The 13,506-nt window shown below is 68.7% G+C and carries 11 protein-coding genes; 1 reads left to right on the top strand and 10 read right to left on the bottom strand.

Going from position 1 to position 13,506, the window contains the following annotated elements; all coding sequences use genetic code 11:
• Nucleotide 1: 1 nt before the first annotated feature.
• Both ACWGI2_RS14005 and ACWGI2_RS14000 read right to left on the bottom strand, forming a co-directional pair.
• Complete coding sequence (locus tag ACWGI2_RS14005) at nt 2–259, bottom strand: hypothetical protein (protein ID WP_160505170.1); 258 nt, start codon at nt 257–259, stop codon at nt 2–4.
• Nucleotides 260–345: 86 nt separating this feature from the next.
• Nucleotides 346–1,236 carry a DUF4429 domain-containing protein gene (locus tag ACWGI2_RS14000; protein ID WP_453695455.1) on the bottom strand — a complete coding sequence of 297 codons (891 nt, stop codon included), beginning with the start codon at nt 1,234–1,236 and terminating at the stop codon, nt 346–348.
• Nucleotides 1,237–1,365: 129 nt separating this feature from the next.
• Here ACWGI2_RS14000 and ACWGI2_RS13995 point away from each other — a divergent pair, with 129 nt between their 5' ends.
• A complete protein-coding gene (locus ACWGI2_RS13995) occupies nt 1,366–2,991 on the top strand; it encodes a beta-N-acetylhexosaminidase (RefSeq protein ID WP_453395654.1) in 1,626 nt (541 codons plus the stop codon).
• Nucleotides 2,992–3,060: 69 nt separating this feature from the next.
• On the opposite strand, the gene ACWGI2_RS13990 is transcribed toward ACWGI2_RS13995, so the two are convergent.
• The 8 genes from ACWGI2_RS13990 to ACWGI2_RS13955 form a co-directional block, all read right to left on the bottom strand.
• On the bottom strand, nt 3,061–4,827 hold the full coding sequence (locus ACWGI2_RS13990) for an IucA/IucC family protein (protein ID WP_453695454.1): 1,767 nt from the start codon (nt 4,825–4,827) through the stop codon (nt 3,061–3,063).
• Complete coding sequence (locus ACWGI2_RS13985; protein ID WP_453395652.1) at nt 4,824–5,375, bottom strand: GNAT family N-acetyltransferase; 552 nt, start codon at nt 5,373–5,375, stop codon at nt 4,824–4,826. Before ACWGI2_RS13985 ends, ACWGI2_RS13990 begins: the two co-directional genes overlap by 4 nt.
• A complete protein-coding gene (locus ACWGI2_RS13980; RefSeq protein ID WP_453695453.1) occupies nt 5,372–6,682 on the bottom strand; it encodes a lysine N(6)-hydroxylase/L-ornithine N(5)-oxygenase family protein in 1,311 nt (436 codons plus the stop codon). Before ACWGI2_RS13980 ends, ACWGI2_RS13985 begins: the two co-directional genes overlap by 4 nt.
• Nucleotides 6,639–8,087 (bottom strand): pyridoxal phosphate-dependent decarboxylase family protein, encoded by a 1,449-nt coding sequence (locus ACWGI2_RS13975; protein WP_453695451.1) that lies wholly within the window; start codon nt 8,085–8,087, stop codon nt 6,639–6,641. The genes ACWGI2_RS13980 and ACWGI2_RS13975 overlap by 44 nt, the downstream gene beginning before the upstream one ends.
• 166 nt (nt 8,088–8,253) lie before the next feature.
• Nucleotides 8,254–9,297 (bottom strand): ABC transporter substrate-binding protein, encoded by a 1,044-nt coding sequence (locus tag ACWGI2_RS13970; protein ID WP_453695450.1) that lies wholly within the window; start codon nt 9,295–9,297, stop codon nt 8,254–8,256.
• A gap of 121 nt (nt 9,298–9,418) precedes the next feature.
• Entirely contained in the window at nt 9,419–10,573 is a 1,155-nt protein-coding gene (locus tag ACWGI2_RS13965; RefSeq protein ID WP_453695449.1) for an acyl-CoA dehydrogenase family protein, read from the bottom strand.
• A gap of 6 nt (nt 10,574–10,579) precedes the next feature.
• Entirely contained in the window at nt 10,580–11,533 is a 954-nt protein-coding gene (locus ACWGI2_RS13960) for a hydroxymethylglutaryl-CoA lyase (RefSeq protein ID WP_453695448.1), read from the bottom strand.
• Nucleotides 11,530–13,476: an ATP-binding protein gene (locus ACWGI2_RS13955; protein WP_453695446.1), complete on the bottom strand. Its 1,947-nt coding sequence runs from the start codon at nt 13,474–13,476 to the stop codon at nt 11,530–11,532. Before ACWGI2_RS13955 ends, ACWGI2_RS13960 begins: the two co-directional genes overlap by 4 nt.
• Between the last annotated feature and the right edge of the window lie 30 nt (nt 13,477–13,506).

Here is a 13,506-nt window from a genome sequence, read left to right as displayed (position 1 = left end):
CCTAGCCGTAGATGAGGCGGCGCAGCTGCCGGAGCGTGAGCTCCGGCGGCGCGACCGCGCGGTACTGGAGATCCGCCGAGATCTGTTCGAAGATCGCCGCGTTCAGCAGGCCCTGACCTTGCAGTTCGCGGTGGCGGCGACGGACGAATTCTTCGGTCGTCTCGTCGAAGTAGGCGAGCACGTCCTGGATGACCCGCAGAGCTTCGCCCCGCTGGAGCGGGGTGCTGCGGGTCAGGTGGTCCACCAGGTCGTCGTGCATTCGTTGATCCTGAAGGAAGAGCCCTCCGCGTGCAACAATCCTGCCCGATTGCGGGCAGGATCGCGTCGAAAATCAGCCCCGACGGCTCACAGCCGCTTCAGGACCGCCTGTTTGGCCGCGGTGAACTCCTCTTCCGTGAGGATCCCGGCCTTGTGAAGGTCCCCCAGCTCACGAAGCCGCCGCAGCAGCGCATCGTGATCATCCTCCGCGGCCGCGGGCGCGGCTGCCGCCGGCAGAGCGGCCGGAGCCTCCGGGGACTCCGCGAGCCCCTGCGCCGCCGCCGGATGAGGCAACCGCACCTGCACGGCGGCAGCGACCAGCGCCATCAGGGGGTCCTTCTTGAAGCCCCACAGCTCGACCGAGTTCGGGTCGTACTTCGGCGGGGCCTTGGTGGGCGAGCGCCGGACGGTGAAGCGGAGGTAGCCGTTCTCGAGCCCCACGGCAGGCTGCCACTCCACCCCGGCCACATCCGCGAGGGCCAGCGACCGTGTACCGGCCGCCGACTTCGCCTCCTCCGTCTTCCAGTTCCACTCCAGGCGGATGTGCTCGCCGTCGAAGCTCGCCGTGCCGTCACCCGCCGACACCGACAGCGGCACCGAAGGGCCCGGCAGCAGATAGCTCTCGCAGGGAGCGGCGGGCACCTGCTCGATCAGCAGGGCGTTGCGGACCTCGTCCACGACGTACTCCGCGACCCCGTAGCGGTCCGACTCCACCGTCAGCTGATACGGGTCCGCGGCATCACCGAGCTTGCCCCCGGCCGCCTGGAGCAAGGGATCCGCGCCGTCCCGCAGCCGCAGCCTCAGCCGCCCCGACTTCTTGCCCTGTTCGAAGGCGATGCCCGCCAAGGCGCCCAGCGGCACGGCCAGTTCTCCCAGTGACTTGCGCAGCAGAGACACGTTCTTGTCGCGTCCCGGCACGAGGCGCAGCGTCTCTCCGTCGAAGGTCCAGGTTCCGTCGCGCTGGATTATTTCCGCCATGCGACGATTCTTCCATCGGCGGGCGGCGGAAGTGGTCTACACCCTTGACCCGCCACGGGGTGCAAGGTACCCATGGTGACCGTTCGATTGCGATGCACCACAGTGATGGCCCGTCGAAGGGACCCGCTCGTGAGACAGCACCATAGATCGACCCGCCTGTTCGGCTCGTTGCTGCTCGTCGCCGCGGCCGGATTCTCGTCCGTGGCCGCTGTGCCCGGCGGCGACAGCGGCGCGAAGGGCGCGGCCTTTGCCACCGCACCGACGCCACTCGGTCAGGTCATCCCGGCCCCGGCCTCCGCCGACCCGGGCGGATCCCCGTACGAGATCAACTCCAAGACCCGCATCCGGGTCGACGACTCGCGTGACGCGAAGAGGATCGGCGGCTATCTCGCCGGGGTCCTGCGTCCCTCCACCGGCTACCCCCTGAAGGTCACCGACGACGACGGCCGCGACGGCATCCGGCTGCGGCTGAGCTCCAAGGACAAGTCCCTGGGCAGCGAGGGCTACCGCCTCGAATCGAAGCGCGGTTCCGTCACCATCACGGCCCGTAAGGCGGCCGGGCTCTTCTACGGCGTCCAGACGCTGCGGCAGCAACTGCCCGCCGCCGCCGAGAAGAAGACCCAGCAGAAGGGCCCCTGGCTGGTCGCGGGCGGCACCATCAAGGACGCGCCCCGCTACGAGTACCGCGGCGCGATGCTCGACGTCTCGCGGCACTTCTTCTCGGTCGACAAGGTCAAGCGCTACATCGACCAGATGTCGCTCTACAAGGTCAACAAGCTGCACCTGCACCTCAGCGACGACCAGGGCTGGCGCATCGCCATCGACTCCTGGCCCAGGCTCGCGACGTACGGCGGCTCCACGCAGGTCGGCGGCGGCGAGGGCGGTTACTACACCAAGGCCCAGTACAAGGACATCGTCCGGTACGCGGCATCGCGGCAGCTCGAAGTGATCCCCGAGATCGACATGCCGGGCCACACGAACGCCGCGCTCGCCTCGTACGCCGAGCTGAACTGCAACGGCGTCGCGCCCCCGCTCTACACCGGCACCGAGGTCGGCTTCAGCTCGCTGTGCGTCAAGAAGGACGTGACGTACGACTTCGTGGACGACGTCATCCGCGAGATCGCCGCCCTGACTCCCGGCAAGTACATCCACATCGGCGGCGACGAGGCGCACTCCACCAGCCACGAGGACTATGTGGCGTTCATGAACAAGGTGCAGCCCGTGGTCGCCAAGTACGGCAAGACCGTGATCGGCTGGCATCAGCTGACCGGCGCCACGCCCGCCAAGGGCGCCCTCGCGCAGTACTGGGGCTACGACGCCACCAGTGCCGCCGAGCGCGAGCAGGTCGCGAACGCGGCGAAGAAGGGCACCAAACTGGTCCTCTCGCCCGCCGACCGCGCCTACCTCGACATGAAGTATGACAAGAACACTCCGCTCGGCCTGTCCTGGGCGGGCTACGTCCCGGTGCAGCGCAGCTACGACTGGGACCCGGGGACGTACCTCACGGGCGCGCCCGCGGAGTCGATCCAGGGTGTCGAGGCGCCGCTGTGGTCGGAGACGATCTCCACCTCCGCGCACATCGAGTACATGGCGTTCCCGCGCCTGCCCGGCATCGCCGAGCTCGGCTGGTCGCCCGCCTCGACGCACGACTGGGACACGTACAAGGTGCGGCTCGCCGAACAGGGGCCGCGCTGGGACGCGTTGGGCATCGGCTACTACAAGGCTCCCGAGGTGCCCTGGCCGTCGAAGCAGTAGACGGCCGAGCATGAGAGCGGGGCTCCCGAGGACCGTCTCGAGAGCCCCACTCGGCTTGTGCGGAGCCGCTTACGCGATCGGGTTCTTCAGCGTCCCGACCAGTTGCAGCGCCCCCGCCGGATCGGCGAGGTCCACCATCTGTTCGTTGTCCCGCAGCTGAAGCCGGTTCAGGCAGGAGCGCGCGAACTCGGGGGCGAACATGTCGAACTGCTTGAACTTGTCGGCCAGTTGGGGCGTGGCCTCCTGGTAGGCGTTCACGCACTCGGCGACGGCGCCCCAGAACGTCTCCTCGTCCACCAGGCCCTCCGTGACGAGGTTCGCGGACAAGAAGCGGAAGAAGCAGTCGAAGACGTCCGTGAAGATGGAAAGGAGCTTCTGGTCGTCGGGCACCTCGACCCGCAGCCGCTCCACCGTCGGCGGGAGCACCGCGTCCGGGTCCATGACCGCGATCTCCTCGGCGATGTCCTTGAAGATCGCCCGCTGTACGACGCCGTCCTTCAGGACCAGGATGACGTTCTCGCCGTGCGGCATGAAGACGAGGTCGTACATGTAGAAGCTGTGCAGGAGCGGCGTCAGGTACGCGTGAAGATAGCCGCGCAGCCACTCGGCGGGGGTGAGTCCGGAGCGCTCGATGAGGGCGCCCGCGAAGGACGCGCCTTCCAGGTCGGTGTGCAACAGCGAGGCCATCGTGGCCAGTTGCTCGCCCTCCGCCAGGGAAGGGACGGGGCTCTCGCGCCACAGGGCCGCGAGCATTTTGCGGTACGGGGAGTAGCGGTCGGTCGCGGCCTCGTACTCCAGGTGGCGATAGCCGACGGCCGCGCGCTCGCGGATGATCGTGAGGCCGGTCGACTTGAACGTCTCGTCGGTGTCGATGAGGTTCGCGAGCCAGTCGTTGATCGCCGGGGTCGCCTCCATGTACGCGGCCGAAAGCCCGCGCATGAAGCCCATGTTGATGACCGAGAGGGCCGTTTTGACGTAGTGCTTGGCCGGGTCGCTCTGGTTGAAGAAGGTACGGATCGACTGCTGGGCGAGGTACTCGTCGTCGCCCTCACCGAGGCAGACCAGATGCCGCTGGGCGACCTCCGCCGCGAAGGTCACGGAGAGCTTGTTCCACCACTGCCAGGGGTGTGCCGGGATCAGGAGGTAGTCGTCCGGGTCAAGGCCCTGGTCACGGAGTTTGCGGTCGAAGCTGTCCAGGGTCTCCTGGCCCAACTCGGCCCGGAAGAACGCCTCGTAGTCGATGCCGGCGCCCGCCGTGAACGCGGCGCGCTCCTTGCTCGCCGCAAGCCACACCAGGCGTACGGGGCTCGCGGTCTCGGGAGCGTACGAGAGGTACTCGTGCACGCCGAAGCCGAGCCGGCCGTTGTTGGCGACGAAGCAGGGGTGGCCCTCGGTCATGCCCGTCTCGATCTCCTGGAAGCCGGAGCGGGAGAGCTCGGCGGCCGGGATCGCGGGCTTGGTGAGCTTGTAGCAGGTGCCGGAGAGCGTGGAGGAGATCTCCTCCAGGTAGACCGGCAGGATCTCGTCGCTCAGGCCGAGGGCCGTACGCAGCTCGATGAAGAAGTCGAGGGCGTTCAGGGGGAGTTCGGTGCCGTCGCGGTGCCGCGAGATGGAGTCGGCGTCGACCTGCCAGTGGTCGAGCCGCAGCCGCTTGGCGGTGAAGCGGTAGCGGGTCAGGGCGTCGTCGCTGCGGATGACGTATGTGTCGTCGCCCAGGGGCTCCGGGGTGAACAGCCGCTCGTGGGCGAACTCGGCGATGGCTTTGCGGATGAGGAGACGGTTGGCCTGCTCCCAGCGCTCGGGGGAGAGGTGCGCCGTGGCGTCGGACAGGGTCATATCGCCAATTCCCTTTCGCGTACTGCTTGTTCGAACTGCTCGCGGGTGCAGAAGCTCAGCAGAGCTTTCTTCTCCGGCTTCTGGATGACTTCGGCAGGCCGGAACCCGACGGCTTCGTTGAGGGCGTGCACGGCCTTGTTGTCGACGTCGGGCTCGACCACGACGCGCTGGACCGCCGGGTCGGCGAAGAGCGTCGCCATGACCTTGGTGATCACGTCCCGGGTGAAGCCGGGGATGCGGACGTCGGACGGCGCGGTGAGGAAGTGCATGCCCACGTCGCCGGGCTCGGGGTCGTAGAGCCCGACCAGCTCGACGTATCTGGGGTCGTAGCGCTCCATCAGGAAGGCGGGGACGCCTTTGTGCAGGCCGATGAACGCGTCGTGGTGCTCGGCGGCGGCGATCGCCATGTATTCGCGCTCGACGTCCGGCAGCGTCGCGTCCTGCATCATCCAGAACGAGGCCTTGGGGTGGGTGACCCAGCCGTGCAGGAGCTCGGCGTCCTTCAGGGGGTCGAGGGGGCGCAGGGTCAGCTCTGCTGTGGTGCTCATACGGCGAACTCCTGGTACGCGATGGACTTCTCGACGGGGTAGTACTCGGAGCCGAGCAGCTCACCGATGATGTACGCGTTGCGGTAGGGGCCCATGCCCAGGTCGGGGCTGGTCAGCGAGTGGGCGTGCACGGCGCCGTTCTGGAGGAAGATGCCGCGGCCCGTGGTGTCGATGGAGTAGTTGCGGGCGACCTGGAAGCGGCCGCGGCCGTCCCAGAGGATCCTGTCGCGGACGGGCTCCAGGAAGTCGGGCGTGACGTACTGGTAGCCGGTGGCCAGGATCAGGCCCTCGGACTCCAGCTCGAAGTCCTTGCCCTGCTCGTCCTGGTGAAGGCCGAGGGTGTAGGTGCCGTTCTCGTGACGGGCGCTCTGCAGCGAGGAGTTGGTGAGCAGACGCGTCGGCACCGGGCCGCCGAGGTTCTTCTGGTAGAGCAGATCGAAGATCTCGTTGATCAGGTCGCCGTCGATGCCCTTGAAGAGCGTCTTCTGCTGATCCTGGAGGCGGTAGCGGGTCGCCTCCGGCAGTGCGTGGAAGTAGTCGACGTACTCCGGAGAGGTCATCTCCAGCGTCAGCTTCGTGTATTCGAGGGGGAAGAAGCGCGGGGAGCGCGTGACCCAGTTGAGCTTGTAGCCGTGGACGTCGATCTCGCTCAGGAGGTCGTAGTAGATCTCGGCGGCGGACTGGCCGCTGCCGACGAGCGTGATCGACTTCTTCTTCTGGAGCTCCTGCTTGGACTGCAGATAGCGGGAGTTGTGGATGAAGTCCCCGCCGAGGTCCGCGCACGACTCGGGGATGTGCGGCGGGGTGCCGGTCCCGAGGACGAGGTGGCGGGCGCGGAAGGTGTCGCCGGTGGAGGTGTGGACGACGTACAGGTCATCGGCGTACGTCACCTCCGTCACCGTCGTGCTGAAGCGGACCGAGGAGAGCTTCGCGGCGGCCCAGCGGCAGTAGTCGTTGTACTCGGTGCGCAGCGGGTAGAAGTTCTCGCGGATGTAGAAGGAGTAGAGCCGACCCGATTCCTTCAGGTAGTTGAGGAAGGAGTAGGGGGACGTCGGGTCCGCGAGGGTGACGAGGTCCGACATGAACGGGGTCTGGAGGTGAGCGCCCTCCAGGAACATGCCCGAGTGCCACTCGAAGTCCGGCTTGGACTCCAGGAAGAGGCCGTTCAGCTCGTCGATGGGTTCGGTCAGACAGGCCAGGCCGAGGTTGAAGGGGCCAAGGCCGATACCGACGAAGTCCAGGGGTTCCACTGAATCTCGGTGATCAGGAAGCGCGGTCAAGGGTCTCTCCCAGGTACTGCTCGGCATGGCCGGCGATCAGATCGAGTACGGCCGTGATGTCGGCGACCGTGGTCTCGGGGTTGAGCAGGGTGAACTTGAGGTACTGGCGCTCGCCGACCTTGGTGCCCGCGACCACGGCGTCACCGGAGGCGAACAGGGCCTTGCGGGCGTACAGGTTGGCGCGGTCGATGGCGGACGGGTCGCAGATCGACTCGGGGATGTAGCGGAAGACGAGCGTGGAGAGCTGGGGCTCCACGACGACGTCGTAGCGGGGGTCGGCGGCGAGCAGCTCCCAGCCCTCGCCCGCCAGGTCGCAGACGGAGTCGAAGAGCTCGCCGATGGCGTCGGCGCCCATCACACGCAGGGTCATCCACAGCTTCAGGGCGTCGAAGCGCCGGGTCGTCTGGAGGGACTTGTCGACCTGGTTGGGTATGCGCTCCTGCACCATGCGGCGCGGGTTGAGGTACTCCGCGTGGTACGTCGCGTGGCTCAGCGTCGTCCGGTCCCGCACCAGGACGGCGGAGGAACTCACCGGCTGGAAGAAGGACTTGTGGTAGTCCACGGTCACGGAGTCGGCGCGCTCGATGCCCTCGATGCGGTGCCGGTTCTTGCGCGAGGCGAGCAGACCGCAGCCGTACGCCGCGTCGACGTGCATCCAGGTGCCGAACTGCTCGCAGAGTTCGGCGATCTCGGGGAGCGGGTCGATGGAGCCGAAGTCGGTGGTGCCCGCGGTGGCGACGACCGCCATGGGGGTGAGGTCGTCGGCGCGGCAGCGCTCCAGCTCGCGGGCGAGTGCCACGGTCTGCATGCGCTTGTTGTGATCGGTGGGGATGACGATCACGGCGTCCTCGCCGAGGCCGAGCAGGGTCGCGGCCTTCTGGATGCTGAAGTGGCCGACCTCGGAGGCGAAGATGCGCAGCCGGGCGGCCGGCCTGCCCGCCTTGGCCGCTTCCTCGCGGGCGAGGAGCATGGCCTGGAGGTTGGACTGCGAGCCGCCGCTCGTGAACACGCCGTCGGCGGCCGGGCCGAGCCCGATGCGTTCGGCGGTCCAGTCGATGAGACGGCGTTCGATCAGTGTGCCGCCCGCGGACTGATCCCAGGTGTCCAGGGAAGAGTTGATGGCGGACAGTACGGCCTCGCCGAGCACGGCCGGGATGACGACCGGGCAGTTGAGGTGCGCGAGGTAGCGGGGGTGGTGGAAGTACACGGCGTCGCGCAGGTAGAGCTCGTCGAGCTCGTCCAGGGCGGCGATGGTGTCGTGCAGGGGCTCGTCCAGATCGACGGCCTCGATGCGGGGCGCGAGGTCGTCGACGGAGACGCCGGTAAAGGGGCGTGAGGTGGTGGCGATTCTGGCCGCCACCCGCTCGACTCCTTCGGTCACGGAGCTGCGGTAACGCTCCGCGGTGGTGTCGTTGAGCAGGTGCGAGCGCATGAACTTCCTCTGGGTGAGGGGACTTGGGGGAAGTGAGGTAAGCCTAACCTAACTACTCCCGTGGTTAAACCCAGGGGGTCCCTGTGGTCACAAAGAGGCAGGAAAACGGAACAGCCCTCTCCGGAATGCGGAGAGGGCTGTACTCGGGCGCGGGGGACGGCAGGGGTCAGCTGACCTTCTTGGCCTTCTCGATCGCGTCGGCGAGGTCCTCGAGGATCGGGGCGCACTTGTCGTACGAGTAAATGGGCTCGGTGACGCGGGGGATGACCTGTCCAGCCTTGACCGCGGGCAGCTTCGCCCAGGTCGGCTTGGACTTGTCCAGGGCGTCGGGCTGCAGGGCGGAGGTGCGGTTGTCCATCATGATGACGTCCGCGCCGTGCTTGTTGACGTTCTCCCAGCTCAGGTTCTCGAACCAGCCGCCGCTCTCCTTCTTGGCGGCCTCGGACGGCTCCACGAAGTTCACGCCGAGGGACTTGAAGTACTCCAGGTCGGCGGAGAGGTTCGTGCCGGAGACGTAGAAGATGTCCTGGCTGGCCGAGCCGACCATGACCTTGATGTCCTTGTTCGCCTTGGCGACCTTGCGCAGCCGCTCGGCGGCGGCCTCGAAGCGCTTCTTCGCCTTGACGACCTTCTCCGCCTTCACGTCCGCGCCGAGCGACTCGGCGAGCGAGAGGAGGCGCTGGAGGGGCTGGGTCATCTGGCGGTCGTAGACGCTGATGCCGACGCTCGGGGCGAGCTTGAGAATCTTGTCCTTGCTCTCCTCCGGCACGTACCAGAGGGTGCCCGCGTCGTCGAACATCGTGGAGACGAGGACGTCGGGGGCGAGGCCCGCGTACTTCTCGATGTTGAACTGGCCCCATTCGTTGCCGATGACCGTCAGCTTGCTGACGTCCATGTCGCCGGCCTGGACGTCCGCTTTGCCGTCCTTGGTCTTCGTCGGGCCGAAGACGCCCTTGACCTCGACGCCGTAGTCGAACAGTGCTGCGGCGACGCCGGTGAAGGCGACGATGCTCTTCGGCGTCCCCTTGGCCTTGGCGGTCTTGCCGCGGTCGTCCTTGAAGCTCCAGGAGCCGGAGTCCCCGGAGTCCGCCGCGCCCGAGCCGCCCTTTTTCTCGTCTCCGCAAGCTGCCAGCAGGGCCGTGAGGCCGAGGGCTCCGCCGGCGGCGAGGATGCCGCGGCGGGAGGTCTGGGGGAGGCGGGGGTGGGGCATGAGGATCACTGCTTTCGTGAGGACGGCGGCGGGGCCACTGGCCGGAACTAGCGCTTAGGTTAACCTAACCTAAGCTGATGTCCAGTGGCCGTTGCGGTCGCCTTCCCCGGTGCGGGCGTGGTTATCCCGCGAATCCCAGCTCCCGGGCGATCAGCATGCGCTGGACCTCGCTGGTGCCCTCGCCGATCTCCAGGATCTTGGAGTCCCGCCACATCCGCGCCACGGGGTACTCGTTCATGAAGCCGTACCCGCCGTGGATCTGGGTGGCCTCGCGCGCGTTGTCGACGGCGACCGTGGAGGAGTAGAGCTTCGCGATCGCCGCCTCCTTCTTGAAGGACTCGCCGCCGACGAGCCGCGACGCCGCGTCCCGCCAGCCGACCCGGGCCATGTGCGCCCGCATCTCCATGTCGGCGATCTTGAACTGGATCGCCTGGTTCGCCCCGATCGGCTTCCCGAAGGCGTGCCGCTCCTTGGCGTACTTCACGGACTCGTCCACGCAGCCCTGCGCGAGGCCCGTCGCGAGCGCGGAGATCGCGACCCGGCCCTCGTCGAGGATGCGCAGGAACTGGGCATAGCCGCGGCCCTCTTCACCGAGGAGGTTCGCCACCGGCACCCGCACGTCGGCGAAGGACAGTTCGCGGGTGTCCGACGCGTTCCAGCCGACCTTCGAGTACGGCGCCGCGACCGTGAACCCGGGCGTACCGGACGGCACGATGATCGAGGAGATGAGCGGACGGCCGTCCGCCTTGCGGCCGGTGACGGCGGTGACCGTGACCAGGCCCGTGATGTCCGTGCCGGAGTTGGTGATGAAGCACTTGGAGCCGTTGATCACCCACTCGTCGCCGTCCCGCACCGCGGTCGTGCGGGTGCCGCCCGCGTCCGAGCCGCCGTCCGGCTCGGTCAGGCCGAAGGCGCCCAGGAGTTCACCGGAACAGAGCCGGGGCAGCCACTCCCGCTTCTGCTCCTCGGTGCCGAAGAGGTGGATCGGCATGGCGCCCAGCGAGACGCCCGCCTCCAGGGTGATCGCCACCGAGGAGTCGACCCGCGCCAGCTCTTCGAGCGCGATGCCGAGGGCGAGATAGTCGCCGCCCATGCCGCCGTACTCCTCGGGGAAGGGCAGGCCGAACAGGCCCATGCGGCCCATCTCGCGGACGATCTCGTACGGGAACTCGTGCCGTTCGTAGAGGTCGCCGATCTTCGGGGCGACGACGTCGTGCGCGAACTCCTCGACGGTGCGGCGGAGTTCCTCGTGCTCGGGGGACAGACGGTGGTCCATCGTTCTTCACTGCTCCTGGTGGGAGGTGCCTGTCAGGGCACGGACGGTGCGGGACGGGCTGGGTCGGCCCAGTTGTTCGGCCATCCACAGGCTGGTGGCGGTGAGCCGGCCGAGATCGACGCCGGTCTCGATGCCGAGGCCGTCGAGCATCCATACGAGGTCTTCGGTGGCGAGATTGCCGGTGGCGCTCTTCGCGTACGGACAGCCGCCGAGGCCGCCCGCCGACGCGTCGACCGTGCTGACTCCGTGCTGGAGGGCGGCGAGGGTGTTGGAGAGCGCCTGGCCGTACGTGTCGTGGAAGTGCACGCCGATGCGGTCCGTCGGCACACCCTGCTCGTTCAACTCGGCGAGCAGGGCGAGGACATGGCCCGGTGTGGCCACGCCGATGGTGTCGCCGAGGCTCAGCTCCTCGCAGCCCATGTCCAGGAGGGCCTTCGCGGTGCGCACGACCTGGGCGATGGGCACCGGGCCCTCCCACGGGTCGCCGAAGCACATGGAGAGATAGCCCCGCACCTGTGCCTTCTGCTCGCGTGCGCGCGCCACGACCGGCTCCGACATGGCCAGTGCCTCGGCCATCGTGCGGTTGAGGTTGGCCTTGGCGAAGGACTCCGTGGCGCTGACGAAGACGGCGATGCTGTTGGCGCCGAGGGCCAGGGCGCGGTCGAGGCCCCGGTCGTTCGGCACCAGGACGGGGAGCTTCACCCCGCCGTCCTGCGCGAGGTCCCGCACGAGCGGGAACAGCTGCTCGGAATCAGCCAGTTGGGGCACCCACTTGGGGTGCACGAAGCTGGTCGCCTCGACGGTCGTGAGGCCCGCGGCGGCGAGGCGGCGGACGAACTCCGCCTTGACGTCCGTGGGGATGACCGTTTTCTCGTTCTGCAGGCCGTCCCGTGCGCCCACCTCATAGATGCGGACGCGGGGCGGGAGGCCCTGGGCGGGGACGGCCATGGGGAGCGTCATTTCTCCTCCTGCGGGGCCTCGTCGGGGATCACCACGGCCAGGATCTGGTCCATGGCGACGGTCGTGCCCGGTGCGACGTCGAGCTCGCTGACGGTGCCCGCGTGCGGGGCGGAGATGACGTGCTCCATCTTCATGGCCTCCACCACGAGGAGGCTCTGGCCCGCGGTCACTTGATCGCCCGTGCTGACCTTGACGACCGTGACGGTGCCGGGCATGGGGGCGGTGAGGGCGTCGGCCCCGCTGTGGGCGGCGCCGGTGAGGCTCGCCTCCACGGGGTCGTGGTCCTGGACGTGCCAGGCGTCGCCGTCCCGGCCGAGCCAGCCGGCGGCGCGGTGGAAGGTGTGGGTGAGGCCGTCCACGTGGACCGTGACGCGGCCGGGCTCCACGGTGCGCGGGCCCTCGCCCGCGATGTGCGCCACGGGCTCGTGTCCGGGCACGCGGAGGTGGTGCGTCAGCGGGGCCGGGGTGCCGCCGATGCGCCAGCCCTTCGGCTCCGAGAACGGGTCGCGCCAGCCGTCACCGGTGGGTTCGAGGGCGGCGGCGCGGATCGCTGCCGCGGCTTCGTACACCTCGTCGGGCACCCCTTCGGGGACGAGACCGTCCGCCTCGCGCTCCACGAGGCCCGTGTCCAACTCGCCGGACACGACCGCCGGATGGGCGAGGAGGCGCCGCAGGAAGCCCGCGTTGGTCGGCACCCCCAGGGTGACCGTCTCCGCCAGGGCGGCCCGCAGCTTGCGCAGGGCGGTCGGGCGGTCGGGGCCGTACGCGATGACCTTCGACAGCATCGGGTCGTACAGACTCCCGACCTCCGTGCCCTCGCTCAGACCCGAGTCGGTCCGCACGCCGTCGCCCTGCGGCTCGCGCAGCGCGAGGACGGTCCCGCCGGACGGCAGGAAGCCGCGGGAAGGGTCTTCGGCGCAGACGCGGGCCTCGATCGCGTGGCCCGTGAGCGTGATGTCCTGCTGCCCGTACGGGAGTTCCTCGCCGGCGGCGACCCGCAGCTGCCACTCCACCAGGTCGATGCCGGTGATGAGCTCCGTCACCGGGTGCTCCACCTGGAGCCGGGTGTTCATCTCCATGAAGTAGTACGACGCCGGGTCCTTGCCCGGCACGATGAACTCCACCGTGCCCGCGCCCGCATACCCGCAGGAGCGCGCGGCCTGGACCGCCGCCTCACCCATCGACGCGCGCGTGGCCTCGTCGAGCAGGACACTGGGGGCCTCTTCGATGATCTTCTGGTGGCGGCGCTGGAGCGAGCACTCGCGCTCGCCGAGGTGGATCACGTTCCCATGGCCGTCCGCGAGGACCTGGATCTCGATGTGCCGGGGGCGGTCGATCCACCGCTCCACCAGCAGCGTGTCGTCACCGAAGGAGGACCGCGCCTCGCGCCGCGCGGCGGCGATCTCGTCCGCCAGCAGGGAGGCGTCCCGCACGAGCCGCATGCCCTTGCCGCCGCCGCCCGCCGACGGCTTGAGCAGCACTGGCATGCCGATCTCCCGTGCGGCGTCGGCCAGTTGGGCATCCGTCAGGCCGCTGCCAGAGGAGCCGGGGACCACCGGGACCCCGGCCGCCTTGACCGTCTCCTTGGCGCGGATCTTGTCGCCCATCAGGTCGATCGCCGAGGCGGGCGGCCCGATGAAGACGAGGCCGGCGTCCGCGCAGGCCTGCGCGAACTGCGCGTTCTCCGCGAGGAAGCCGTACCCCGGGTGGACCGCCTGGGCGCCGCTGCGGGCCGCCGCGTCAAGGAGCCGCTCGGCCGACAGATAGCTCTCGGCTGCGGGCGCCGGACCGAGCCGTACGGCCGTGTCCGCCTCCCGCACATGCCGGGCGTCCGCGTCCGCGTCGCTGAACACGGCGACCGAGCGCACGCCGAGCGCCCGCAGGGTGCGGATGACGCGGACCGCGATCTCACCCCTGTTGGCGACCAGCACCGTGTCGAACATCGTCCCTCTCCTGGAATCAGTCATGGCCGC

It is taken from the genome of Streptomyces sp. NPDC054866, assembly GCF_053610745.1.
This window is presented reverse-complemented; position numbering and strand designations above follow the sequence as displayed.